Source organism: Pseudomonas sp. MH9.3 (assembly GCF_034354675.1).
GTDB lineage: Bacteria > Pseudomonadota > Gammaproteobacteria > Pseudomonadales > Pseudomonadaceae > Aquipseudomonas.
On sequence record NZ_CP133785.1, the window covers coordinates 4,604,243 to 4,628,261 of the forward strand.

The following is a 24,019-nucleotide window of genomic DNA, read 5'->3' on the forward strand; positions in this document are numbered from 1 at the left end:
CCCCCTGTGCAAGCTATTGCGATCAAACCTCAGGAAGTAACGTCGTTGACAGGCATCAGCCCGCTCTGGTCTGACTGGCTTGTCGAGCAGGACCTGACTCGACTGGTTCAACACCCGCTGCTTGTGGCACTGGCGCGCAATGAGGTCAGTCTCGCGTCCCTCAAGACGATGCTGATCCAGCATAGCCACTACTCGCGCCATTTCACGCGCTACCTGTGTGCCCTGATGGGGCAGCTGGAGCATGCCGAAGATGTGCTGGCGTTGATGGATAACATGCGCGAGGAGATGGGTGTAGACGGTCAGGACCGTATTACCCATGCCGAGCTTTACCAACGTGCATTGCGCGTCCTGGGCGTGTCGACCGCTGATGAAGCGGCGCTGCCCGAGACGGCTGCGATGGCGCGCACCATGCTCGACCATTGCCAGAACAGCGACGCACTGGTGGGCTTGGCCGCCCTGTGCCTGGGGGCCGAAGCCATTGTTCCGCTGATCTATCGCCCCATCCTTCAGGCCCTGGAGCACAAGGGTTACGGCGAAGACGTCACGGAGTTTTTCAAGCTGCACATCGAAGAGGACGAAGATCACGCGCTGACCATGCTGGCGATCATGCAGCGCCTGATTCAGGGCGACGAAAAGCGTCATGCGCTCGCCACGCGCATTGGCCGCGAACTGATCGACTGCCGCATCGCAATGTTCGACGCGATCTGGGCGCAGTCGTTGGTCGTGGCGGTGGCCGAGACCGGGCACCGTGAACAGGCAAGTCGCTTCAGCTCTGCCGATTTCTGGCGCGTTCCCAGCCGTTTGCAGGCACGCCTGCCTGAACGGCTCAGCCACAGCCAGGTCATGCAGGCCAGCGATCAACGCGACGCAACCTTCTCTTCCCAGCGCAAACACAAGGTGCATATCGTCGACCTGCCGAGCCACAGCATCAGCATGACTTTGGGACGGTTGGACGTGACCGAAGCCACGCGGCTGCACCGACATAACTACGAGACACTGATTTACGTGATCCAGGGCGAGGGTTATTCACGCATTGGCGACCGCAATGTGCCGTGGTGTGCCGGTGATGCGTTTTACGTCCCGGTCTGGGCCGAGCATCAGCATGTCAATACCGGTGGCGGAGAATGCGTGTACCTGGCGTGTGAAAACGCTCCCATGCTGCAAAACCTGGGCGGTATCGCGCTGCGCGAAGAACTGGGTCCGGTCCACGCCTGAAAAACCGTCTGCCGCGTGATTGACTGCGCGCGGCAGTCTCCGCCTCTGAAACTCCACAGGACTGAGATCGACCATGCTGATTTCTCCCTCCGCCAGGCATCCCGATAATGGCAAGGCCGAATATTCGGCAACGGGAAGCAGCGGCCCTGAAGGCATGCTGCCTTTCAGGGCGCAGGCCCCCGCACCCGTGAACCTGGCCGCGCGGCTCATCGCGAGCCGCAGCGACAGCGACCGCCTCTGTTTTCATGGGCCGGGTTTTCAATTGAGCTACCGTCAGTTGGACCAGGCAGTGCGAGTCCAGGCGTTTGAGCTGTGCCAAAAGGGCGCCAGGGTCGATGACCGCATGTTCATCGCACTGGACGATGGTGCTGAACTGGCCATCCTGTTCTTCGCCGCATTGGCAATGGGTGCGCTGCCTGTCTTGCTCAATCCCAGGCTGGACGCGGCCGCTGTTGTTCAGTTGGTAGCGGATGCCCGGCCGACACTGTGTTTTGTCCATTCAGCGGCTGCCGAGCAATGGCGCGGCGCGCCAGGCCTGCATGTGCTGGAAGGCGACGCTTACAGCGGCTGGTTGAGCGCGTACTCGCCGAAGACTCATTGCCAGGCGTTTGCGCTCAAGGACCCCGGAGCGCCGGCCCTGATCCAGTACACCTCCGGCAGTACGGGTCAACCCAAGGGCGTGTTGCACAGTGCCCGTTCCATCCTGGCCTGCTGCGAGGATTTCGCCGTCAGGCAATTGGGGCTGGGCGAAAACGATGTGTTGTATTCAGTGCCCAAAACCTTTTTTGGTTACGGGATGGGCAACAGCCTGTTTTTTCCGCTTTACACAGGCGCCAGTGCGGTGCTGGACAGTGCCTGGCCAAGCGCACAGCGCGTGCGCGCCCTGCTGAATCAATACCGACCCAGCGTATTGTTTGCCGTGCCGACGCTGTACGCAATGTTGCTGGACGAGGCAATCGAGCCGACTGAGCTGGCACTGCGACTGGCCTTCAGCGCAGGCGCACCGCTACCAGCCAATATCGCCCTGCGCTGGCAGCAGCGCTTTGGAATCGGCTTGCACGACGGCATTGGTGCGACCGAGCTGGGTCATGTGTTTGCGACCAGTTACCCGGATGCCCAGCACCCTGGCAAGGTCGGGCGCATGTTGCCGGGCTGGGAGTCACGGATTGTGGACGCAGGCGGCCAGAGTGTCGTACCCGGTGAGTGTGGCGTGCTGCTGGTCAAGGCGCCCGGCATGGCCGTGGGCTACTGGGAGCGCCCGGACGATCAGGCAGAGCGCTTCAACGACGGCTGGTACCGCACCGGCGATCTATTCAGCCAGGACCGGCAGGGGCTACTGAGCTTTCATGGCCGAGAAGATGACCGTTTCAAGGTCTTCGGTCGCTGGGTGGTGCCCGTGGAAGTCGAAAACCTGCTGATCAGCCGGCTGCCAGAGCTGCGCGATTGTTATCTGGTGGCGGGTTGCACCGAGGATGAGTGTCGCCCGGTGCTGTTGGTGCGAGCCTCGGGTGCGGTAAACGATCTGACAGGCCGCATCGAAAACATCCTGCAAACGCAGCTGGAGAGCTACAAGCGCCCGGTTCGTATTGCATGGCTTGACGAACTACCTTTGAACCGCAACGGCAAGCCTGACCGCAGGGCGATGGCGCACATGGCCGATCAGTTGCTGCGTAGCGAAGTGGAGACCCCCGCATGTTGAGTCCTGAAGATTTTTTTGCTTACGGCGACGCAGGTTATAGCCACGTTCCACTTTGGCAACAGTTGACTTTGCCGGCAGGCGTTCAGGCGCTTTCGCTGTATGAGGCGCTGGCCAACCGGGGTCAGGATTACCTGTTCGAGACGGGGCAGTGGCAGCAAGGCACGTACGCGCAGACCTGCTCTGTGATCGGCCTGCCTTGCAGGCAGCGTGTAGAACTGGACGAAGGTGTCATGCGTGTTTACAGCGACGGGCAACTGGCTAGCGTCACCGAGTCGCCAGACCCACTGGCAGCGTTCTCTGCGCTGCAGGATGAGTTCCGCATTCCTCAGTGCCCGGGCCTGCCGCCATTCAGCGGCGGCTTCTTCGGCTATTTTGGCTTTGAGACGACGCGGCTTATCGAACCTCGCTTGCGCAACGCGCCTCGCAAACCTTCGGGCTTCGGTCTTCCCGACGTGCTGCAGTTGATCAGCACCGACTTGATCGTACTGGACCATGTCGAGCAGCAGATTTATTGCATCGTGCATGAACGGCCCAGGGCGCTTGGCGACTATCAGGCAGGGCAGGATCGACTCAATCAGCTGGTGGCCCGTGTTCGTCCTCTGCTTGTCCCGAGCGCACCGAGCACGCGGGCAGCGCCCACCCCGCTTTCAGAGGCCGAATCGTCCTTCCCACGGCCAGCCTTCATTGAGGCTGTGACGCGCATCAAGGACTACATTGCGGCGGGCGATGTGATGCAGGTTGTCCTGTCCCAACGCATGAGCCAGCCCTTCGAGCAGGATGCGATCAGTTTGTATCGCTCACTGGCGCAATTGGGGCATACGCCGTATCGCTATCTGCTGAACCTGGGTGATCACCAGGTGGTCGGCGCGTCTCCGGAGATGCTGTTCCGACAAGCCGGCCAACGGGTCACGACCCGGCCAATGGCAGGTACTCGGCGCCGCGGCGATTCGGCAGCCGAAGACGCTCGGCTCAAGGAAGAACTACTGGCCGACCCCAAGGAAGTGGCCGAGCACATGATGCTTGTGGATTTGTCACGCAATGACCTGGGCCGCCTTGCCAGCGTCGGGAGCGTGCAAGTGTCGCAACTATTGGACGTCGAATATTTCTCCCATGTCATGCACATCGTTTCTACGGTTATTGGCGACGTGCCCGACAGTGTCAGCGGCCTGGAACTGCTCAAGAGCCTCTTTCCGGCAGGCACGCTCAGCGGTGCCTCGAAGGTGCGCGCACTGGAAATCATCGCCGAACTTGAACCGCACGCCCGAGGCGTTTATGGGGGAGCGATCGGGTACCTGGACTGGAGCGGCCGGGCCAACCTCGCCATCGCCATTCGAACGGGACTTCTGCATGAGGGGCGTCTTTACGTGCAGGCGGGCGCGGGCGTGGTGCAAGACTCAGTGGCCGAACGGGAATGGCAGGAGACCATTGAAAAAAGCCAGATCATTCGCGTCGCAGCAGCGCGGTGCAAAACGGCCACGCCCTACCAGGAGGTAGCGTATGCACTTAATGATCGATAACTACGATTCTTTTACCTATAACGTTGTGCAATATCTGCGCATGCTCGGCGCCGATATAGACGTGCGCCGTAACGATGATATTTCACTGCAACAGATAGAGGACATGAAGCCCGAGTCGCTGATCATTTCGCCGGGTCCCTGTTCGCCCGCCGAGGCGGGTATATCGCTGTCAGCCATCAAACACTTCGCACAGCGTTTACCGATACTGGGCATCTGCCTGGGGCATCAAAGTATTACCGCAGCTTTTGGCGGCGAAGTGCGCCGTGCCCGCGAGGTGTTACATGGCAAGGTGTCGCGTATCTGTCATGACGGACGCGATCTGTTCGAGGGATTGCCGACAGAGTTGCAAGTGGCGAGGTATCACTCGTTAGTTGCCGGCGAGTTGCCGAGTGAGTTGGTGGCGACGGCACACGTCCTGGATCAGGACGGCAAGCGGGGCGAAATTATGGCGCTGCGTCACAGGGAACTGCCCATTTATGGCCTGCAGTTTCACCCCGAGTCATTGATGACGCCAACCGGCATGACGATGTTGGCAAATTACCTCCAACAGGTTGCGCAGGGTCAGGCCCTTCGCACTGTTGCCTGAACAGACCCCGTGGAACACATCATGGAAAATCCGCATTTCTCCAAAACCTATCTGATCCGTTTTCAACACTGCGACCCGGCAGGCATCGTTTACTTTCCCCAATATCTGGTGTTAACAAACTGGCTTGTGGAGGACTGGTTTACCGAAGGCTTGAACATCGATTTCTCTGACCTTATCGGTAAGCGCCAGTTGGGACTTCCGCTGGTAAAACTGAACTGTGAATTTACAGCGCCCTCGCGTCATGGAGACCAGCTGACATTTGATTTACGCGTTGAGCGCCTGGGTCGAAGCTCGTTGACTGTTGTTATCGAAGGGCATGTCAACGGCGCTTTGCGCATGCGCAGCCAACAAACGATGGTCCAAACCTGCTTGACGGACGGAACGTCCACGCCAATACCGGCAGATATTCGCCGTTCGCTGGGTCACTTTATTCCCGTGGCCGAGGGTGCCTTATGAATATCCTTCAACCACCCGGCTGGGATCGTCCGCGTGGCTACGCAAACGGTATTGTCGCCCGCGGGACGCTGATTTGCCTGTCTGGCCAGTTCGGCTGGGACGCTCAGAGCCGTCTGGTCAGTGATCGGTACGCAGAGCAGGCGATACAGGCGCTGCGTAACATAGTCACGGTGCTGGCAGAGGCGGGCGCTCGTCCGGAGCATCTGGTTCGTCTCACCTGGTATGTCAGTGATCGGGATGCCTATTTTTCCGAAGGTCGTGAAGTAGGGCTCGTTTACAAGACGTTAATAGGGCATTACCCACCCATGAGCGCTTTCCAGGTGCAAGGTTTGATGGTGGAGGGCGCCAAAGTGCAGATTGAGGCCATGGCGGTTATTCCTGACTAACGCGGGTCATCAACGTTGCCGGTGTGGCTCCACACTCAAGCGCAGTTGTCGAGCCAGACTGGCGGCCTGCTCCGGCGTAGCGATATTGGCAAATCCCAATAGCAGCCCTTTTCCACAATCATGTTCGATGCTGCGTGCCGACAATGACGCTATGCCGAACTGGTGGTCACGGGCACGCTGCGCCATCAGTTGGTCGTCGTCTTCCGGAGCGAGCCTGGCCAGGAGATGCAATCCTGTCGCCGGGGCGCTGAACGTTGCTCGCCCGCCAAACTCTGCCGTGAGGCTGTCGATTACCAGGGTTCTTCGTTGTGAGTAAGCCGCTCGCATCTTGCGCAAGTGTCGGGCGAAATAACCATTTTGCATGAATTCGGCGACAACAGCCTGGCTCAACAATGGACAGCCATCGTTGAGTTGATGGCACGCATTTTCAAATACTGAAACCAGCTTTTTGGGAACGACGAGATAACCAAGCCTTAATGACGGACTCAGCACTTTGCTGAATGTACCCAGGTACAGCACCTTGCCATTCGCGTCCAGGCTGGACAGTGCCGGCAGCGGCCGCGCGTCATAGCAATATTCACTGTCATAGTCGTCTTCAATGATGTAGGCGTCGTTGTGAGTGGCCCATGCCAATAGTTCAAATCGCCGTTTAAGGGATAACGTGACGCCGAGCGGACTTTGATGTGCGGGTGTGACCAGTGCGAACTTCGCATGCAGGGCGCGGGCTTTTCCGTCCTCCACTCTGAGGCCCTCTTCGTCCACGCGTACGGGTACAAGTTTGGCGCCCATCTGCGTCAGCAAGTGACGGTTAGGCGGGAAACACGGATCTTCTATCCACACCTCGTCCTCGGGTTTTATCAGCGTGCGGCCTACCAGTCTGAGTGCGCCTTGATAGCCCGCCGTGATGAATACCTGCTCCGGCGAACAATCCACTCCCCTCGATAGTTGAAGGTAGGCGCATACGCTGTCTCTGAGCGGTTGATAGCCTGTCGGGGTTGGATAGTTGAGCATCCTGTTCTGCAGCCGCATTTGCCTGGCGCTCAAACTGGACCACAACTTGTGCGGGAACAGGTCCAGTGCCGGTAAACCCAACTGATAAAAGAGTGGGCTGTCTGGCACTGCCTTTTCATGCCGCGCGCCAGGGCCGGTACTCTTTATGAGTGGCTTTGAAGTTTGGGGGTGTCCCTGCTGGGGTTTTCTTATGGAGGGCGTTGTTGAAACGTAGGTGCCCGCCTGACCGCGGGCTTCCAGATATCCATCGCTCATGAGCATGTTGTAGGCAATTTCAACGGTGTTCCTTGACACGTTCAACTCGCTTGCCAGCGAACGTATGGAGGGAACTCGCTGCCCAGGTCTTAAAGTCTCCTGGTAAATGGATCGGGCGATTCTGGAATAAACTTGTCTATACAGGCTTGGTCTTTCCATGATCTGCCTTATTAACTCTGCCGATTGCCGCCCATGTCCGACCCGTTTCGGGCTCACAAAATCCGCGTGGGCACGGATGTCGAGCGATAACGAAACCCGTGAATTATATCTTATTATTACGATCTAAAGTGCGCAACTTCTGTTTTTTTATAGCTTTATGGAATAAGAATGGCGCTTAAGGCGCATTATTCCCGCCGGTCGTCGCCTGTATTGAACCATTCTAGCCGTCAGCAGGGCATTAGCGGGCAGAGAGCGAGCAAGCTCGCTCCTGTGCGGATAACGTCAGTGCAGCTTCAAGCGCGGCTCCGTGCCCCGCCCGATCTTGCTGCCCAGCATCAACATCGCTGTACGAAAGAACCCATACAGTGCCACCTGGTGCATGCGGTACAGAGACACATAGAACATGCGCGCCAGCCAGCCCTCCAGCATCACGCTGCCGGTCAGGTTGCCCATCAGGTTACCCACCGCCGAAAACCGCGACAGCGAGATCAGCGAACCGTAGTCGGTGTATGTGTAGTGGGGCAGATCCTTGCCTTCGATGCGCAGCTTCAACGATTTGGCCAGCAACGACGCCTGCTGGTGCGCTGCTTGCGCACGGGGCGGCACGTTGCGGTCGGTGCCCGGTTGCGGACAGGCGGCGCAGTCACCGAAGGCAAAGATGTTTTCATCGCGGGTGGCCTGCAAGGTTGGCAATACTTGCAACTGGTTGATGCGGTTGGTCTCCAGCCCATCAATCTCCTTGAGGAAGGCCGGTGCGCGAATGCCGGCTGCCCACACCTTGAGGCTTGCGGGAATCGCCTGGCCGCTGCTGGTGATCAATGCGTCAGCGGTCACTTCGCTCACCGCTGCATTGGTCAGCACCGTCACGCCGAGCTTCTCCAGGGTTTTATGCACAGGCGCGCCGATGCGTTCCGGCAGCGCCGGCAACACTCGCGGCCCTGCTTCGATCAGGGTGATGTGCATGTTTTCCGGTTTGATGCGGTCCAGGCCATAGGCGGCCAGTTCATGGGCGGCGTTATGCAGCTCGGCGGCCAGCTCCACTCCCGTGGCGCCGGCGCCAACGATGGCCACGCTGATCTGCTCAACGGCATCGGTCTGCCCGGCATGGGCGCGCAGGTAGTGATTGAGCAACTGCTGGTGGAAACGCTCGGCCTGTTTGCGAGTGTCGAGAAACAAACAGTGCTGCGCCGCGCCCTCGGTGCCGAAATCGTTGGTGGTGCTGCCCACTGCAATCACCAGGCTGTCATAGCCCAGCACCCGTGCCGGCACCAGTTCGCGACCTTCTTCGTCGAGGGTGGCAGCCAGCTGGATTTTCTTCTGCTCACGGTCCAGCCCGCTCATGCGGCCCAGTTGGAACTCGAAGTGATTCCATTTGGCCTGGGCGACGTAATTGAGTTCGTCCTCCGAAGAGTTCAGGGAGCCGGCAGCCACTTCATGCAGCAGCGGTTTCCAGATATGGGTCAGGTTGGTATCCACCAGTGTGACGCTGGCAGTACCGCGCTTGCCCAGAGTCTTACCCAGGCGGGTAGCCAACTCCAGGCCGCCGGCGCCGCCGCCGACGATGATAATACGATGGGTCATGGGGATATCTCGCAAGGCTAAAGGAAATCGGAGCCGTTACCCTCGCGAGCGCCAGGCAGCTCATAGCGTCAGGTAACTCAAAAAGGCGGCTGGGCATACGAGCCTCGTCTGGTAGACGTTGCAAACGGGCGCCACGTTACAGGCGCGGTCTCAGAGGCTGATGCCCACATCGAACACTATGCTGCGCCCCAGATTGTTGCGCAAGAAATCCGGGGCGTTCGGGTGGGCGAACAGTACGCGTGCAAACGTCGGCCCTACCAGCGACAGTGAGCGCCAGCCCTGGCGCAGGTATTCGGTAGGCGGAGGGAAATGGCTATTGAGGTCCAGCACTTCGCGCTTGAGGCTGGTGAACGCGACGATATCCAGTTCGCCCAGGTCCATGCCGCGCTCTTTATAGTTATGCGCTTTTTTGCGCAGCGTTGGCGCCAGACGCAGCAGGAACTCATGGGCGGGAATGCGTCGTGGCTTGGCTTCGCGCCGCACCAATTGGCTGAGGGAAAACGCACTGCGCCTGCGCAGCAATTCATCGCGCCACTCATCGTTAAGACGGCGTCCCTCATCGAGCACGAAGAACACCTCGAAACTGGCGTCGCGAAACAGCACGTCCGGCGGTTCCTGCCCGGCGGCGTGAAACTCTTCGGCACGGAAGGGCACGTTCAGGCCTTGCAGCAGGCGCTGGCAGACCCAACGCTCACGCTCCCATTTGCGCGCATTGGACAGGAAAGCATTGGCTTGTTCGGCCGCCACGGTGAGCAGGCGCAAATAATCTGAGTCGTCCATGCCTGCAGCTTAGCGTTCAAACGATGACCGCAGGAAGTCCCACCTTTATACGACCTCAGTGTCGCGGCGTCAGATCCTCGGAGAACAGCTCGTCTTCGGCGTCCGGCGCCACCGGAATCTTGTGCTCTTCGGCAGCCCAGGCGCCCAGGTCGATGAGTTTGCAGCGGTCCGAGCAGAACGGCCGGTTGAGGTTGGTCGCTTTCCATTCCACGGGGGCGCCGCAGGTTGGGCAGTCGACGGTCAAGGGTTGGCTCATGATCGGCCTCCACGCAAAGTAAGGTAAAAGTGGTGCAGTCGCTCGACCTCGGCGTGCAGCCAGGCGAGGTCCTGGTCATTGACCAGTACGTCATCGGCATGGTTCAGGCGGTCTTCGCGGCTGGATTGGGCCTTGAGAATCGCCTGCACCTGTTGCTCGCTGATGCCGTCGCGCTGCAGGGTACGCTGAATCTGCAGCGATTGCGGCACGTCGATCACCAGGATGCGCTGGGTCATGCTGTACTGCCCGGATTCGATCAGCAGCGGCGACACCAGGATGGCGTAGGGGGACTGCGCACGCGCCAGGTGGCTGCGGATTTCCTCGGCGATCAGCGGATGCAGCAGGGCTTCCAGCCACAGACGTTGTTCGGGAACCTCAAAGATCAGCGTGCGCAGCGCGGCACGGTCCAGCTTGCCGTCGGGCATCAACACGCCGTCACCAAAGTGTTCGGCGATGCGTGCCAGCGCCGGGCGGCCGGGCTCGACCACCCAGCGGGCGGCGTGGTCGGCGTCGACCAAATCGATGCCCAGGTCGATAAAGTGCTGGGCCGCCGCGCTTTTGCCGCTGCCGATGCCGCCGGTGAGGCCGAGAATCCAGGGTGTTGCGACAGAAGAGGTCATCTGAAACCGACGAACTGCAAATAGAAGTCGGTTATTTGACCACCCCAGAGCAGCGCAATCCAGCCGGCAATTGCCAGATAGGGACCAAACGGTATCGGCGTGGAGGTTTGGGTCTTGTTCAGACTCATCAGGATCAGCCCCGTAATCACGCCCAGCAGCGATGAAAGCAACAGCGTCATTGGCAGGATTTGCCAGCCGCCCCAGGCACCGAGCAGCGCCAACAGCTTGAAGTCGCCGTAGCCCATGCCGTCCTTGCCGGTCATCAGCTTGAACAGCCAGAACACCGTCCACAGACTCATATAACCAAACACTGCGCCCCAGAACGCCTCGGGCAGTGGCACCAGCAGGTCGAAGCTGTTGCCGATCAGTCCCAGCCAGAGCAGGGGGAGCACCAACACATCCGGCAGCAATTGATGATCCACATCAATCAGGCTCATCGCCAGCAATCCCCAGCTCAACAGCATCACGGCGCCGGCCTGCCAACCGAAACCGAAATGCCACGCGACCACGGCCGAGACCACGGCGCATGCCAGCTCGGTAAGCGGATAGCGCGCACTGATCGGTTGATGGCAATGGGCGCAGCGTCCCCTGAGCATGAGGTAGCTGAGCAGTGGAATATTTTCCCAGGGCCGAATTGGCTGAGCGCAATGAGGGCAGCAGGAGTTCGGGTGCATCAGGTTGTACGGCGGCGCGGCGGGCTCCACGGGCAAGCCGAGCATCTCGCGGGCCTGCTCGCGCCAGTCCCGTTCGAGCATCTTTGGCAGGCGCCATACCAGCACATTGAGGAAACTGCCGACGACAAGGCCGAGCACCACCGCCAAGGTGACAAAAGCCCAGGGCTGCCCGATCAATAGCAGGTTCAAAAGGCCGTACCCAACTGGAACACCGGCAGGTACATGGCGATCACCAGCGCCCCGACGATGCCGCCCAGCACCACCATGATCAACGGCTCCATCAGACTGGTGAGGTTGTCCACCCGGTTATCCACGTCGGATTCGTAGTGGCTCGCGACCTTTTCGAGCATGTGCTCCAGGGTGCCGGATTCTTCGCCGATGGCGGTCATCTGGATCGCCATGCGCGGGAATAGCCCGCTGTTTGCCATGGACTGATGCAGTTGCATGCCCGTGGATACATCGTGACGCATATGCTCTATCGCCTGTTTGAACAGCTCATTGCCCACCGCGCCAGCCACGGACTCCAGGGCTTGCACCAACGGCACACCGGCCGCGAAGGTGGTTGAAAGCGTACGGGCGTAGCGGGCGACTGCGGATTTTTTCAGCAGTGTACCTGCCAGGGGCAGTTTCAACACACTGGCGTCCAGCCCATGACGAAAACCTGGTGAGGTGCGGCAGGCGTGGCGCAGCCCAACAACCCCCGCCGCCAGGCCCAGCGCGATGATCCACCAGGCTTGCTGCATGAACGCCGACAGCGCGATGACCTGCTGGGTAAATCCAGGCAGCGTGCCGCCGACCCCGGCGAACAATTGCTCGAACTGTGGCACCACGTGGATCAGCAGCACGCTGCACACGACGCCGGCGACCACGATGACGGCGATGGGGTACGTCATCGCCTTTTTGACCCTGGCCTTGAGCTGCTCAGTCTTCTCCTGATGGATGGCCACGCGTTCCAGCAGGGTTTCCAGTGCGCCGGCCTGCTCGCCCGCTGCTATCAGATGACAGTACAAATCATCGAAGTGGCGCGGCTGTTTACGCAGCGCCTGCGTCAGGCTGTTACCGGCGGCAACCTGCCGTTTCAAACCTTTGACCAGCGCCTGCATCTGTCGATTCTCAAAGCCTTCGCTGATGATGTCGAAGGCTTGCAACAGCGCAATCCCGGCCTTGAGCAGCGTGGCCAACTGGCGGGTGAACAGCGCTATATCGGATGGTTTGATCGGCTGGGTGAGGCCTGGCAGCCCTGGGTGCTTTTTACGCACGCGGCCAGGGCTGATCCCCTGCTGGCGCAATTGCGCCTTGAGCAGCGCAGGGTTGTGCGCCGTGGTCTGCCCTGACACCCTGCGGCCTTTGCGATTGATGCCTTCCCAGTCGTACATCGTTGAAGCGTTGTTCATGTCACGGTTCCGCACACAGGTCGTTGAAGACCTACAGCTTAGTCAGGGGAATGACTCGGGCAGGCTCGCGCTGAGCGGCAAAATGTCAGAATGTGCGACGAAGGCGCGATTGAGCGCCTGCGCATGAGTACACTGGCGCCGTTGCAGACTGCGGGGCGCAGGACGCGCCTTGTCATGGTTCTATTCTGGAGAGTGAATGTGATACGTCAAAAAGGCTTTACCTTGATCGAATTGCTCATCGTCGTGGCAATTATCGGCATCCTGGCCACCATTGGCCTGCCCATGTACACCACGCACCAGGCCAAGGCCAAGTTCACGGCCGGGCTGGCTGAAATCAGCGCGTTGAAGGCCGGCTACGAAGATACCCTCAACCAGGGGACCGTACCCACCGTCGCCTTGATCGGCGGCACCAGCCCCACCGCCAACTGCCGAATCGACGTGACAGGCGATGTCGCCACCGGCATCGGCTCCATCAGTTGCGAAATACTCGACGCCCCGGCGCCAGTGCTGGGCAAGAGCATTACTCTCACGCGCAGTGCCACCGAAGGTTGGAAGTGCGTGACCACCGCCGAGGCGAAATACGTCGCCAAAGGGTGTGGCGTCACAGGGGCATAAAGCGTGTTGCTAACCCGCACTCAGCGCGACAGCCTGTTTCTGATCGCCATGGCGTGCCTGCTGGCGCTGGGCATCTGTGCGCCGTTCAGCGGGCATGACCTGCAAAGGGGCACGCAGATCTGCCTGGGGCTGTGCGCGGTGCTGTACGGGTTGTCGGTCTCTTCACCCGAGCCGCCGGTGAATCGGCTTGCCGCTGCCGGCCTGGCACTGATTATGGTAGGGGGCCTGGTGTCGTCGGCACTTGCGCATCAGCCCCTGTGGGCACTCACCGAAGTGGCGCTGTTCATCTGCAGTGGGGCGATTGCGCTGGCGGTCAACTCGCTCAGGCGCCACGGCGGTGAGTCGATCGATAGCGCGCTGATGTTGATCGTGCTGATGTTGTGCGTGATCAAGTCAGTGCAGTACCTGTATGCGCTGATACTCGCGTTCGGCAGTGGTCAGCGCCTGCTCAACCTTGACCTGCTGCTGTCCGGGTTTTCCAACAAGCGCTTCTATGGTCAATTCCAGACGTTCACCCTGCCATTGCTCGCGCTGTCCCTGCTGATCCCCAAGGTCTCCCGCCCGGCCCGTGCGGCCGCGTTGGCGTTATTGTGTGTCTGGTGGTTGATTGCAATCAGCGGCGGCACCCGCGGTACATGGCTCGGCATGGCAGCCGCTGCGGCCGTGCTGATGTGGCTTGGCCCCTGGGGGCGGCGCTGGGTAGCCTGGCAATTGGCGGGCGTGTGCGGTGGGCTGTTGCTGTACGGTTGTTTGTTCATGCTGGTGGCGCACCATTTCGGCAACGAGATTGCCAGTGCCGCCGGTGACCGTCTCACTACGTCGCTGTCGGGACGTGGCCCGATCTGGTGGCAGGGCTGGCAGATGATTGTCGAACGCCCGTGGCTGGGCTTCGGGCCCATGCATTTTGCCGATGTGGCCAACCCCATTGCCGCCCACCCTCACCAGGCCATCTTGCAATGGGCCAGTGAATGGGGAGTGCCGTCGGCAGTGTGCGTGGCCATTCTCACAGGTTGGGGCGGCTGGGCCACTATTGGCCTGATCCGTGAGCGTGCCGTGCTTGCCACGCGTGCCGATCTTCTGCGTTTATGCCTGTTTGCGGCGCTGGTCGGTGCACTGACGCAGTCCATGGTCGATGGCGTGATCGTGATGCCCAACTCGCAGGTGTGGCTGGCGCTGGTGGTGGGCTGGCTGATGGCGCTGCATGTGCGGCGAGCCCCCGAGCCGGCTGCTGTGCCGCTGGCTGTTGGCGCATGGAAAGTAGCAACGGTGCTGGCAGTGGGGCTGTTGGTGTATGTGGTGATCCGCGACGTTCCGCATCTGGAGCAAGCCCGGCAAAGCTATCTGGGCGGGCGTGGTGATCATTTGCAGCCGCGCTTCTGGGCCCAGGGCGTGATTGCTCTGCCAAAGCCCTGAGGCAGCGGTTTTTAAACGTCCCGATAGTACTTGGCCGGTATGCCAAACCACACCTGATTATCGGGCACGTCCTTGCGCACCTGAGAGCACGCACCAATTTCGGCATTTTCCCCAATGGTCACAGACGGCATGATCACGACGCTGGCGCCGAAGCGTGAGCCTTTCTTGAGTGTGCCTACGCATTTTTCGTCATTTTTGGTCAGGTCGGGCGTATCAGTGACCACGAATGCATATTTCATCACCACATCATCTTCAACAATGGTGTTGGCGGAAAGTGTGCCTCGACTGCCCATCAGTACGCGGTTGCCCAACCGACAGTTGTCTCGAATTTCACAGTAGGAGGTGAATGAGCAATCATCGCCAATCACTGCATTCCGACCGATTTTCGTATAGGTGCCGATTTTTGTGTGTTTGCCGATTTTGGCGCCTTTGAGCACCATGGCATAGTCTTCGATCACAGTGCCTTCTTTGATTTCAACATCATCTTCAATGATGCAGAATCGGCCGATCACAACACCGTCGCCTATTACTGCCTTGTCTGAAACGATTGAGTAATTGTTCATTTCGATACTTTTAGTTTTTCAATGATTTTGGGACACCTGACAGATCGTCAGTTGCCGACTTCACCGTTTTGGCTGGCGTACCCATTACTAAAAGTCCGGGCTCGTCGATGTGTTTCACCACTACCGCTCCGGCGCCAACCACCGTGCGCTCGGCTATGCGCGTCTGTGGTCTTACGATAGCACCCGAGCCAAGAAAGCACTGATTTCCGAGCGTGACGTTGCCGGCAATCGATACGTTATTGGCAAAGTGGCACTCGTCGCCAATCAGTGAGCCATGACCAATTTTGCTGCCGTGTGCGATGACGCACCCCTGACCAATGGTGGTTGTCTCGTTGACCGAGCCACGCACCACGGTCACATCCGTGCCGAGGAAGGCGCCTTCCATGATTCGGGTGTAGCCGATCTGCGGCTGAATCACTCTTCGGCGCGTGGCCGGATCCCAGATCCAGGCCGCTCCCGTTGCGCCGACAGTGGAGTGCGATTCAATCGTGACATTTTCTTCGATGGTGCTTCCGCGCATCACGGTCACGTGGGAGTGAAGGTTCGCACCTGCCTTCACAACACAGTCCTCCAGTACACAGAAAGGTCCTATGTAAGCCGCAGGGTCGACTTCGCAATCCTCCCCAATAACGGCGGTAGGGTGGATGCCCTGACGTTTTTTACGGTCTGCCACCATGGCTTCCATCAGGCGATAAAACACAAGCTGTGGATGATCTACCTGGAGTATCACATTGCCTTCCCCGCACGCATCGGCTTCTTCGCGCAGGACAATGGAATGGGTTATGTGCGGCGGATGACCAATGCCTGGCGATAAAAAGTAAATCCCGCCTGGCTCAACCTGACGCAGGCTCTTGAATGCAAAGGCGCTTTGCGCAACTGTGCCGTGGCAGACAAAGGCAACACCCATTTGCCGGAGCTGGTGCTGGACCTGCGCAAGTGAGAAGGTCTTCGGGGCGGCGGGCAAATGCATTCTCCACGTAGGAATCTTGGTTCGATCGTCACTCATGAAACCTCAGGTAGTCAACGAACGAATGAGGTTTCGCCAGTCACATTCTGAGGGTGGCGATCTTTCGGCAGAGTGCCTATTATCGATCAGCGTGTCGGGCTGAGCGCCCGACGCGCGAACGGTTTCAACAGCAACACTGTTTTCAGCTGATCCCAGAATGGTTTCTGAAGGCCAGACGAGCAGGTATTGATGCCCGCTCTTTTGTATCTGCGCAACCTTGATGACCCAGATGCATTTCCATTCCCAGATCTGAGAGAACACCATGACCACGACTGAAGTGACCCAGGAAGCCCGGCACGAAGAGGCCCTCAAAAAATACCTTGAGGACACGCCGCAGCTCAAAGAAGAGATCAAGGACCTGAGCGCTGATGATCAGCGCGACCAGATCCAGTGGGCATTCGAGGATGAGGCCGAGAGCCAGAGTCTCCAGCCCTGGGAACTGACCCTCAAGTACACCTCGACATCTGAAGAGTTCGAGACCGCACGCCTGGCTTTGCACAAAGAGGCGGCCGAAGTGCTGGGTGTCGAATGGGACGAGTACTGCGAGATGAACAACCTGGTCGTCTGAACGCGAACCTGCGCAGGAGCGGGCTTGCTCGCTCCTGCATCAAACCGGCGTCAGATACTCAGTCGCATCGACAAATCCACTGCCTTCACATCCTTGGTCATCGCACCAATCGAAATGTAGTCCACCCCGGTTTCGGCGATGGGCAGCAAGGTGCTTTCGTTGATCCCGCCGCTGGCTTCCAGCCTGGCCTTGCCGCCGTTCAGGCGCACCGCTTCACGCATGTCGTCCAGGCTCAATTCATCGAGCATGATGATGTCGGCTCCCGCGTCGAGAGCTTCGCGCAGTTCATCCAGACTTTCCACTTCGATTTCCACCGGCTTGCCCGGCGCGATTCTGTGCGCGGCAGTAACCGCCTGGGCAATGCCGCCGCACGCCGCGATGTGGTTTTCCTTGATCAGGAAGGCGTCGTACAAACCGATGCGGTGGTTATGACAGCCGCCGCAGGTCACCGCGTATTTCTGCGCCAGGCGCAGGCCCGGCAGGGTTTTGCGCGTGTCGAGCAACTTGACCTGGGTGCTGGCGACGAAGTCCGCCAGGTACTGGGCACGCGTGGCAACGCCTGACAGCAGTTGCAGAAAATTCAACGCGCACCGTTCACCGCTGAGCAGCGAGCGGGCCGGACCCTCCAGGTGGAACAGCGCCTGATTGGGACTGACGCGCTCGCCGTCGGCCACCTGCCAATGCACGGCGACTCGCGGGTCCAGTTGGCGAAATACGGCATCCACCCAGGCTGTGCCACTGATAACCGCCGCGTCGCGGGTGATGATCGTGGCTTTGGCCAACCGTTCAGCCGGGATCAACTGCGCGGTGATGTCGCCACTGCCAATGTCTTCCAGCAGTGCGCGGCGCACGTTGGCTTCGATTTCGGCGGTGAGGTCGGCAAGACGGAGATTCGGCATAACAGGCTCCACAAACAATGTGCGCCGATTATAGGGGCACTGCGTGACCGAACCCACCGCCGCCTGCTCTTTTGCCGGTGAATCTCAGAGTTTGCTGGCGTAACGCCCCCTATTTGCAAGATAATCCCGCGCCTTGCAATTGGCGTCATAGCTTTGACGTCCCGGTGATAATCGGATATCGGCGGTGCCCGCCTGATCGTCCTACCCCCTTACACCGCCGTTTCAGGAGGCCAGGATGCACAATGACGGAAAGGTGGTGCCCATCAACAGGGCACAGGCTACGCCATCGCCGCTCGCGCGCCTGCCGGTGGTGTTGCTGCAGGTTCGCGACAAGGCTGCCCAACAGTTGCAACGCGGCTTGCAGGAGCTGTTTGATAACGCCGACGACACCTTGTTCGAAATGGCCGACAAGGCCCGCAGTAACGCCGATCACCATATCTTTTTTGAGGCCATGCGCGACCTGCGGCTCAAGCGCAAGAATTTCGAACGCGTCTTCATGGCGCAGCTGTTCCAGGCCTTTGCCCATCTTGGCCAGGTGGGCTGCGGTGATCCAAGAATGGTGCCGGTGGTGTCCTACGAGTCGCTGCCAGGGACCACTGGCGATGCCCGCGAAAAAGCCGTGGCGCTCGACGCGATGCTCGGTCGGGTGCGGCACCGTGATGGACTGGCCCTCGGGCAGTTGACCGCGCGTCTGAACGCAGTGCTCGGTACGCAGTTGGCCGAGCGCGAGAACCCTTTGGGCCCGGCCCTGTTGTGCGAGTTCTTCCTGCGCGCCGGGCGCAGTCTCGGCGTGGAAATCCGCGTCAAGCTGATCATGCTCAAGCTGTTTGAAAAATACGTGCTCAGCGACGCCGACCTGTTGTACGGCGAGGCCAATCAGTTGCTGGTGGCGACCGGTGTTTTACCCGAACTCAATAGTGTGCCTTCCCGTCGTCGTGCTGGATGCGTGGCGAGTGAGCCTGCCCCCCCAGGCAGCTTGCCAGGAACCGACCAGGCTCTGGATGAAAGCGGCCAGCAGGACTTCGCTGCGCTGCAGCAGTTGCTCGCGGCCGTACGCGGCAGTGTGGCGCCCACCCTGGAAGCCAGCGCCGAACCTCAGCCGATAGCCACCCGCGACCTGCTGCGCCTGCTTTCCCATCTGCAGCAATACGTCCCGGAGCCACAGGCCGAGGATGATTTCGACCTGCGTAATCAGCTTGAGCAACTGTTGACCCGCTTCAGCGTCAAGAGTGGCAAGTCCCGCGTGGTGGAGGGCGCCGACGAAGACGTGATCAACCTGGTCGCCCTGCTGTTCGAATTCATGCTCAATGACCCTGCGGTGCCTGAAGCCTTCAAGGCGTTGATTGCGCGCTTGCAGATCCCAATGCTGAAGGTGGCGTTGCTGGACAAGCGTCTTTTCAGTTGCGCCAGTCATCCCGCGCGGCAGTTGCTCAATGAAATAGCCGCCTCGGCCCTGGGCTGGAACCCGTGCGAGGATTATCTGCGCGACAGCTTGTACCTGCGCATCGAACAGGCCGTGCAGTGCCTGCTCAATGAATACGTCGACGACCCGGCGATTTTTTCCCGGTTGCTGACGCAGTTCAGCACGTTGCGCGCCGAGGAGCAGCGGCGCCGCGAGTTGATCGAGCAACACACCCACGACGCTGAAGACGGGCGCATTCGTGCCGATGCTGCACGCCAGCGTGTGGCTGACGTGCTCAACCGCCGGCTGATGGGCAAGGTGTTGCCGCAGGCCGTGGTGCAGTTTCTGCAACAGGCCTGGAGCCAGGTGTTGTTATTGGCCAGCCTCAACCATGGTGAGCAGTCGGTGCAGTGGCAGGCGGGGCTGCGCACCATGGACGAGTTGATCTGCAGCGTCAGCCTTCAGCAAGATACCGAGGCCGGTCGGCATCTGGTGGAGCACTTGCCGGGGTTGCTCAAGGCATTGCGGGACGGCTTGACCAGCGCAGCGTTCGATCCGTTCAGCACGCGCGATTTCTTTGTGCGCCTGCAGGCGTTGCATCTACCACCGGCCGAGGGTGTCGAGGCACTGATCGAGGTGCGTGAGCCGCTTGTGCTGGGCCCCGGTGCCGTCGATGCCACCGAAGGCCTGCCGGCGGACGACCCTGATCTGCTCAAGGCGTTGCAGCTGCGGATCGGAGGCTGGATCGAATGGCAGGACGAGCGGCCAGCCCCCGTGCGCTGCAAGCTGCTGGCGATCATGGCTCCTGCCGGCAGTTACGTGTTCGTCAACCGCTCGGGGCTCAAGGTCATGGAGAAAAGCGTCGGCCAACTGGCGTTGGCATTCAAGCATGACGCTCTGCGCCTGCTGGATGATGGCCCGCTGTTTGAGCGTGCATTGACTGCGGTGACCGGCAAACTGCGCCAACTCAATCGCGGCAAGTGATCGCAACGGCGGGGTGGAACGCGGCATACTGGTCACACTTAGTCACGTTCAAGGATCCTGCATGCAACTGGACCCCGTCAGTGGTTGGTGCCAGGGCATTCGTCACTGCCCTTCGCCCAACTTCAACGAACGCCCCTCAGGCGAAATCTCACTGTTGGTGGTGCATAACATCAGTTTGCCGCCGGCGCAGTTCGGCACCGGCAAGGTGCAGGAGTTTTTTCAGAATCGCCTGGATGTCACGGAACATGCCTACTTTGAAGGGATTGCCGACCTACGGGTGTCTGCGCATTTTCTGATTGAGCGTGACGGCGCGGTGACGCAGTTTGTGTCCTGCCTCGACCGCGCCTGGCATGCCGGTGTCTCATGCTTTGAGGGGCGTGAGACGTGCAATGACTTTTCCCTGGGCATCGAGCTGGAAGGCACGGACGACCTGCCGTACACCGATGCCCAGTACGCATCGCTGATCAGGCTGACGCGCCAGTTGCTGGCGGCTTACACGGGCATCACCCCTCAACGTATCCGGGGTCACAGCGATATCGCGCCGGGACGCAAGACCGACCCCGGTCCGGCTTTTGATTGGGCGCGCTTTCGCAGCGCCCTGCAGCAAGGAGAACGCACACAATGAGTTTCCTGGTGTTGGTACTGGCGGTATGGATCGAGAAATTCTCGGCCCTGCGTCAGCGGTTGCAGCGCGATGGTGGCTGGCTGCGTGAGCTGGCCAGGCTGGAAGCGAACCCGCGCCTGGGCAAGCAGCCCTGGCTGGTTCTGGTCGTGCTGGTGCTGTTGCCGGTCGCGTTGCTGGCGTTGCTGTTGCTGGTTCTGGAACCAGTGGCATACGGCCTGCTGGCACTGCCGGTGCACTTGCTGGTGCTGATTTACAGCCTCGGGCGTGGCGATCTGCTGGCGGCGCTCGGCCCGTTCCGTGACGCCTGGCGGCGCGGCGATTTGCAGGCCGCCGAACATGTGGCCGAACGTGATTTGAACGTGGGTGCCGACAGTGGCGAGCAGTTGCTGGAGCGTGTCCAGGGCCACCTGCTGTGGCAGGCGTACCAGAGTTTTTTTGCGGTGATTTTCTGGTACTTCCTGCTGGGCCCGGTCGCAGCCCTGGCGTATCGCCTGCTGGCCCTGGCCAGTGAGCACAGCCAGAACCCCCAGGTCGCCGAGCGTGCCGGGCAACTGCGGCATGCGTTTGACTGGGTGCCGGTACGCCTGCTGGCCGCGAGTTTTGCCCTGGTGGGCAACTTCGTCGCGGTTGGCCGGGTGATGCTTCACGAATTGCTGAGCTGGGACATCAGCGCCGCACAGCTGGTGGAAAAAGTCGGCCTGGTCGCCGCCGAAATCCCGCCGCCAGCCGTGGGTGCAGAAGGCATCAACAGCCTCGATCGCCTGTGGGAATTGCTGCTGCGCGCCGCCGTGCTGTGGTATGCCGGCTTCGCCATCTGGACCGTGTTGCCTTGATCAAGCGCCTCTTTTGGTGGGGCATGAGCTGATTCAGTCAACCACAGAGGCTCTGTTTGCTGCGTGACAGAGCCAGGTCGAAAGCTTGGCGGCGCTTTCCATATTTTGTAGGTGAGAGAAGGTTGTAAGCAGTTTCGTCCGGCGTTGTGGTTTATATCCTGATTTCCCCGCGTGGCGCTTTTGGCGACGAGGATGAGTGAGAATTTATATCATTCACTCACGTTCCAATGGAGGCACGACGATGACCGCTGCAATCGGCATCAAGGGGCACTGCGCCCATTGCGACATCACCTTTGAACTCAAGCCCTGGCAAATGAATGCCATCGCCATCCAGGAGCCCTTCGACTGCCCTTACTGTCAGCGCATCCTGCAGTTGAGTTGCCCCAGGCAGTTGCGCCGGTTCAAGGCCCTGGACCACTGGGCGCTGGTGCGGCCGGGCATGATTGTGCTGACCTGTGCCACGCTGATCGCGGCGCTGGTGGCGCAGTGGGTCGGGTTCATCCGCTTCACTGAACAACTGAACCTGTCGTTGGGCGTGGTGCTGGTGCATTTTCTGGTGTTGCGTTATGTCCGTCACCAGCAGCGGATGATCCTGGAGCTGCAAGTGGTCAGCCCGGCCCACGTGCTACCAATTGAACAGCTCGCGCGCATTGCGTGTGCTCGTCTCAGCCAGCACTAGAGGGCTGATGCCCATGCGTTCGGCCAGGGCCGCGCAGATGGCGGGCAAGTGCTGCGGGCTGTTGCGCTGGCCTGGGTACATGGCCGGCGGCATGTCCGGCGAATCCGTCTCCAGCACCACGGCCTCCAGTGGCAGTTGCGCAAGCACCCGATGCATGCGCAGGGCCTGGGGCCAGGTGGCTGCGCCGCCCAGGCCCAGTTTGAAGCCCAGCCTGATGTATTCGCGGGCTTCTTCCAGGCTGCCGGCAAACGCGTGGATGATGCCGCCCCTCGAGAGGCGGATGCGTTTGAGCGTGGCGATGACGGCAGCATGACTGCGGCGCACATGTACCAGCGCTGGCAACTGAAAGTCCACCGCCAACTTCAACTGGGCTTCGAACAGTGGTTGCTGGCGCTCACGGTCCAGCGTCTGAAGAAAGTAATCGAGACCAATCTCGCCCACGGCGCACAGTTGCCGATGGCCGTGCAGGCGCGTCAGCCAGTCACCGAGTTCAGTCAGGTCGGCGGTGCGATGCTGCTCGAGGTACACCGGGTGCAGCCCAAAAGCGGCGAACAGGCCGGCATCGGTCTGCACCATATCCCACACACGCTGCCAGTTCTGCTGATACACCCCGAGCACCACCATGCGCTGCACGCCGAGCTGTCGGCTATGCGCAAGGACGTCACGGCGGTCGCTGTCGAAGTCCGGAAAGTCGAGGTGGGTGTGGGTGTCGATCAGCTCCACGCTCAGGCCTCGATAATGCGCTGCTTGAAGGTGCGGCCAATGGCGTGCACGCCGGGCTGGTAATGTTCCGCTTCAATGGCGGCCAGGGCCAGGCGCAGTGCCGCGTCGGCAATCAACTGATGTTGCTGGGCCATGGCGTTGACCGGCAGCGGCAGGAAGTCCAGCAGTTGCGTGTCACCGAAGGTGCCCAGGCGCAGCGGTTGCGACTTGAGCGGATAATCGTGCAGCGCATCGAACACGCCTTGCAGCAGCACGTAGGACGTCGTCACCAGCGCGTCAGGCAAATGCCCCAGGCGTTGCAGTAATTGCTCCATCAACTGTCGGCCGCATTCACGGCTGAAGGCCTCGCCCTGTTCGATGATCACGTCGCCGGTAAAGCCTTGCAGCGCTTGGTGAAAACCTGCGGCGCGTTCCTGGCTGATGCTCAGCTCGGGCCGCGCGCCGATCAGCGCGATTTGACCGGGCAGCGGTCGCAGCAGGCTGCTGGTCAATTGCTGGCACGCCTGGCGGTCGTCGCTGACCACCGAACAGAACTGCTCTGCCTCCATCACCCGGTCGATGGCAATCACCGGCAGGCCCTTGGCTTGCAGTTCGCGGTAACTGTCATCGCTGGCCGGCAGGCAACTGGCGACGAACAGCGCGTCGCAGCGCCGCGCACGGAACAGTTGCAGCAACTGGCGCTCGCTGTCGGCGTCATCGTCTGAGCTGGCGATCAGTAACTGATAGCCACGCGCCCGCGCGCCTTGCTCCAGCAGCTTGGCGATGCGTGCGTAACTGGGGTTTTCCAGGTCCGGCAGGATAAAGCCCAAGGTGCGCGTGTGCCGGCTGCGCAACCCGGCGGCCTGAGGGTTAGGAGTAAAGCCATGGGCCTCGACCACGGCACGCACCCGCTCGACCGTCGCACTGCTGATGCGCTGCTGTGTGGCCTTGCCGTTGATGACGTAGCTGGCGGTGGTCACGGAAACACCGGCCAGGCGTGCGATATCGCTGAGTTTCAAAGCGGGATTTCCTTGTTTTTTGGCGCTTGCCCCGACATTTTGTCCAATCGTAACCGATTCCGGCATGCGACCAATGTCCAAGCTCAAGTGCCGAGTGGTCCTTCAAGCTTGCGCAATTAACG

Annotated in this window: 25 protein-coding genes; 13 read left to right on the forward strand and 12 right to left on the reverse strand. The window is 60.3% G+C overall.

The genetic code is table 11. The annotated features are described in order from the left end of the window. Positions 1 to 6 precede the first annotated feature (6 nt). The 6 genes from RHM60_RS20410 (at position 7) to RHM60_RS20435 (ending at position 5,859) form a co-directional block, all read left to right on the forward strand. Positions 7 to 1,215 (forward strand): iron-containing redox enzyme family protein, encoded by a 1,209-nt coding sequence (locus RHM60_RS20410; RefSeq protein WP_322212626.1) that lies wholly within the window; start codon positions 7 to 9, stop codon positions 1,213 to 1,215. A gap of 73 nt (positions 1,216 to 1,288) precedes the next feature. Continuing rightward, positions 1,289 to 2,914: an AMP-binding protein gene (locus RHM60_RS20415; RefSeq protein WP_322212627.1), complete on the forward strand. Its 1,626-nt coding sequence runs from the start codon at positions 1,289 to 1,291 to the stop codon at positions 2,912 to 2,914. Continuing rightward, entirely contained in the window at positions 2,908 to 4,431 is a 1,524-nt protein-coding gene (locus tag RHM60_RS20420; protein WP_231422495.1) for an anthranilate synthase component I family protein, read from the forward strand. Before RHM60_RS20415 ends, RHM60_RS20420 begins: the two co-directional genes overlap by 7 nt. Further along, complete coding sequence (locus tag RHM60_RS20425) at positions 4,412 to 5,017, forward strand: anthranilate synthase component II (RefSeq protein WP_057006954.1); 606 nt, start codon at positions 4,412 to 4,414, stop codon at positions 5,015 to 5,017. The genes RHM60_RS20420 and RHM60_RS20425 overlap by 20 nt, the downstream gene beginning before the upstream one ends. A 21-nt stretch (positions 5,018 to 5,038) precedes the next feature. Next, positions 5,039 to 5,473, forward strand: coding sequence for an acyl-CoA thioesterase (locus RHM60_RS20430; RefSeq protein WP_231422496.1), 435 nt, complete (start codon positions 5,039 to 5,041; stop codon positions 5,471 to 5,473). Next, positions 5,470 to 5,859 (forward strand): RidA family protein, encoded by a 390-nt coding sequence (locus RHM60_RS20435; RefSeq protein WP_057006952.1) that lies wholly within the window; start codon positions 5,470 to 5,472, stop codon positions 5,857 to 5,859. Before RHM60_RS20430 ends, RHM60_RS20435 begins: the two co-directional genes overlap by 4 nt. Before the next feature lie 9 nt (positions 5,860 to 5,868). Here RHM60_RS20435 and RHM60_RS20440 read toward each other — a convergent pair whose 3' ends face one another. From RHM60_RS20440 to RHM60_RS20470, 7 genes are all read right to left on the reverse strand, one after another. Then, positions 5,869 to 7,284 (reverse strand): PLP-dependent aminotransferase family protein, encoded by a 1,416-nt coding sequence (locus RHM60_RS20440; protein ID WP_231422497.1) that lies wholly within the window; start codon positions 7,282 to 7,284, stop codon positions 5,869 to 5,871. Between the two features lie 282 nt (positions 7,285 to 7,566). After that, positions 7,567 to 8,865 (reverse strand): NAD(P)/FAD-dependent oxidoreductase, encoded by a 1,299-nt coding sequence (locus tag RHM60_RS20445; RefSeq protein WP_322212628.1) that lies wholly within the window; start codon positions 8,863 to 8,865, stop codon positions 7,567 to 7,569. A 150-nt stretch (positions 8,866 to 9,015) separates the two neighbouring features. Then, positions 9,016 to 9,645, reverse strand: coding sequence for a DUF1780 domain-containing protein (locus tag RHM60_RS20450; protein ID WP_209988466.1), 630 nt, complete (start codon positions 9,643 to 9,645; stop codon positions 9,016 to 9,018). A gap of 55 nt (positions 9,646 to 9,700) precedes the next feature. Continuing rightward, positions 9,701 to 9,901 (reverse strand): DNA gyrase inhibitor YacG, encoded by a 201-nt coding sequence (gene yacG / locus RHM60_RS20455; protein ID WP_004372356.1) that lies wholly within the window; start codon positions 9,899 to 9,901, stop codon positions 9,701 to 9,703. After that, the gene (gene coaE / locus RHM60_RS20460) at positions 9,898 to 10,521 is read right to left on the reverse strand and encodes a dephospho-CoA kinase (RefSeq protein WP_209988473.1); all 624 of its coding nucleotides are present in this window, start codon (positions 10,519 to 10,521) and stop codon (positions 9,898 to 9,900) included. The genes yacG and coaE overlap by 4 nt, the downstream gene beginning before the upstream one ends. After that, positions 10,518 to 11,384: an A24 family peptidase gene (locus RHM60_RS20465; protein WP_322212629.1), complete on the reverse strand. Its 867-nt coding sequence runs from the start codon at positions 11,382 to 11,384 to the stop codon at positions 10,518 to 10,520. Before RHM60_RS20465 ends, coaE begins: the two co-directional genes overlap by 4 nt. Next, positions 11,381 to 12,589 (reverse strand): type II secretion system F family protein, encoded by a 1,209-nt coding sequence (locus tag RHM60_RS20470; RefSeq protein WP_322212630.1) that lies wholly within the window; start codon positions 12,587 to 12,589, stop codon positions 11,381 to 11,383. The genes RHM60_RS20465 and RHM60_RS20470 overlap by 4 nt, the downstream gene beginning before the upstream one ends. A 201-nt stretch (positions 12,590 to 12,790) precedes the next feature. Here RHM60_RS20470 and RHM60_RS20475 point away from each other — a divergent pair, with 201 nt between their 5' ends. Together RHM60_RS20475 and RHM60_RS20480 are read left to right on the forward strand one after the other, a co-directional pair. Next, positions 12,791 to 13,204: a pilin gene (locus RHM60_RS20475; RefSeq protein ID WP_122456787.1), complete on the forward strand. Its 414-nt coding sequence runs from the start codon at positions 12,791 to 12,793 to the stop codon at positions 13,202 to 13,204. Positions 13,205 to 13,207: 3 nt separating this feature from the next. Then, a complete protein-coding gene (locus tag RHM60_RS20480; protein WP_322212631.1) occupies positions 13,208 to 14,617 on the forward strand; it encodes an O-antigen ligase family protein in 1,410 nt (469 codons plus the stop codon). Positions 14,618 to 14,628: 11 nt separating this feature from the next. On the opposite strand, the gene RHM60_RS20485 is transcribed toward RHM60_RS20480, so the two are convergent. Further along, complete coding sequence (locus tag RHM60_RS20485; protein ID WP_209988485.1) at positions 14,629 to 15,180, reverse strand: transferase; 552 nt, start codon at positions 15,178 to 15,180, stop codon at positions 14,629 to 14,631. Positions 15,181 to 15,190: 10 nt separating this feature from the next. Continuing rightward, entirely contained in the window at positions 15,191 to 16,186 is a 996-nt protein-coding gene (locus tag RHM60_RS20490) for a hypothetical protein (RefSeq protein ID WP_322212632.1), read from the reverse strand. 262 nt (positions 16,187 to 16,448) lie between these two features. On the opposite strand from RHM60_RS20490, the gene RHM60_RS20495 reads away from it, so the two are divergent. Further along, positions 16,449 to 16,754: a DUF6388 family protein gene (locus tag RHM60_RS20495; RefSeq protein WP_209988490.1), complete on the forward strand. Its 306-nt coding sequence runs from the start codon at positions 16,449 to 16,451 to the stop codon at positions 16,752 to 16,754. A 50-nt stretch (positions 16,755 to 16,804) separates the two neighbouring features. Here RHM60_RS20495 and nadC read toward each other — a convergent pair whose 3' ends face one another. Beyond that, positions 16,805 to 17,653: a carboxylating nicotinate-nucleotide diphosphorylase gene (gene nadC / locus RHM60_RS20500; protein ID WP_209988493.1), complete on the reverse strand. Its 849-nt coding sequence runs from the start codon at positions 17,651 to 17,653 to the stop codon at positions 16,805 to 16,807. Between the two features lie 235 nt (positions 17,654 to 17,888). On the opposite strand from nadC, the gene RHM60_RS20505 reads away from it, so the two are divergent. From RHM60_RS20505 to RHM60_RS20520, 4 genes are all read left to right on the forward strand, one after another. Continuing rightward, positions 17,889 to 20,039: a DUF1631 domain-containing protein gene (locus tag RHM60_RS20505; protein WP_231422502.1), complete on the forward strand. Its 2,151-nt coding sequence runs from the start codon at positions 17,889 to 17,891 to the stop codon at positions 20,037 to 20,039. A gap of 61 nt (positions 20,040 to 20,100) precedes the next feature. After that, on the forward strand, positions 20,101 to 20,664 hold the full coding sequence (gene ampD, locus RHM60_RS20510; protein WP_209988499.1) for a 1,6-anhydro-N-acetylmuramyl-L-alanine amidase AmpD: 564 nt from the start codon (positions 20,101 to 20,103) through the stop codon (positions 20,662 to 20,664). Next, positions 20,661 to 21,497, forward strand: coding sequence for a regulatory signaling modulator protein AmpE (ampE, locus tag RHM60_RS20515; RefSeq protein ID WP_209988502.1), 837 nt, complete (start codon positions 20,661 to 20,663; stop codon positions 21,495 to 21,497). Before ampD ends, ampE begins: the two co-directional genes overlap by 4 nt. Before the next feature lie 241 nt (positions 21,498 to 21,738). Continuing rightward, complete coding sequence (locus RHM60_RS20520; protein ID WP_209988505.1) at positions 21,739 to 22,176, forward strand: hypothetical protein; 438 nt, start codon at positions 21,739 to 21,741, stop codon at positions 22,174 to 22,176. On the opposite strand, the gene RHM60_RS20525 is transcribed toward RHM60_RS20520, so the two are convergent. Next, the gene (locus RHM60_RS20525) at positions 22,123 to 22,899 is read right to left on the reverse strand and encodes a TatD family hydrolase (RefSeq protein ID WP_322212634.1); all 777 of its coding nucleotides are present in this window, start codon (positions 22,897 to 22,899) and stop codon (positions 22,123 to 22,125) included. The genes RHM60_RS20520 and RHM60_RS20525 overlap by 54 nt on opposite strands. Before the next feature lie 2 nt (positions 22,900 to 22,901). Beyond that, positions 22,902 to 23,897: a catabolite repressor/activator gene (cra, locus tag RHM60_RS20530; protein WP_231422504.1), complete on the reverse strand. Its 996-nt coding sequence runs from the start codon at positions 23,895 to 23,897 to the stop codon at positions 22,902 to 22,904. Positions 23,898 to 24,019 lie beyond the last annotated feature (122 nt).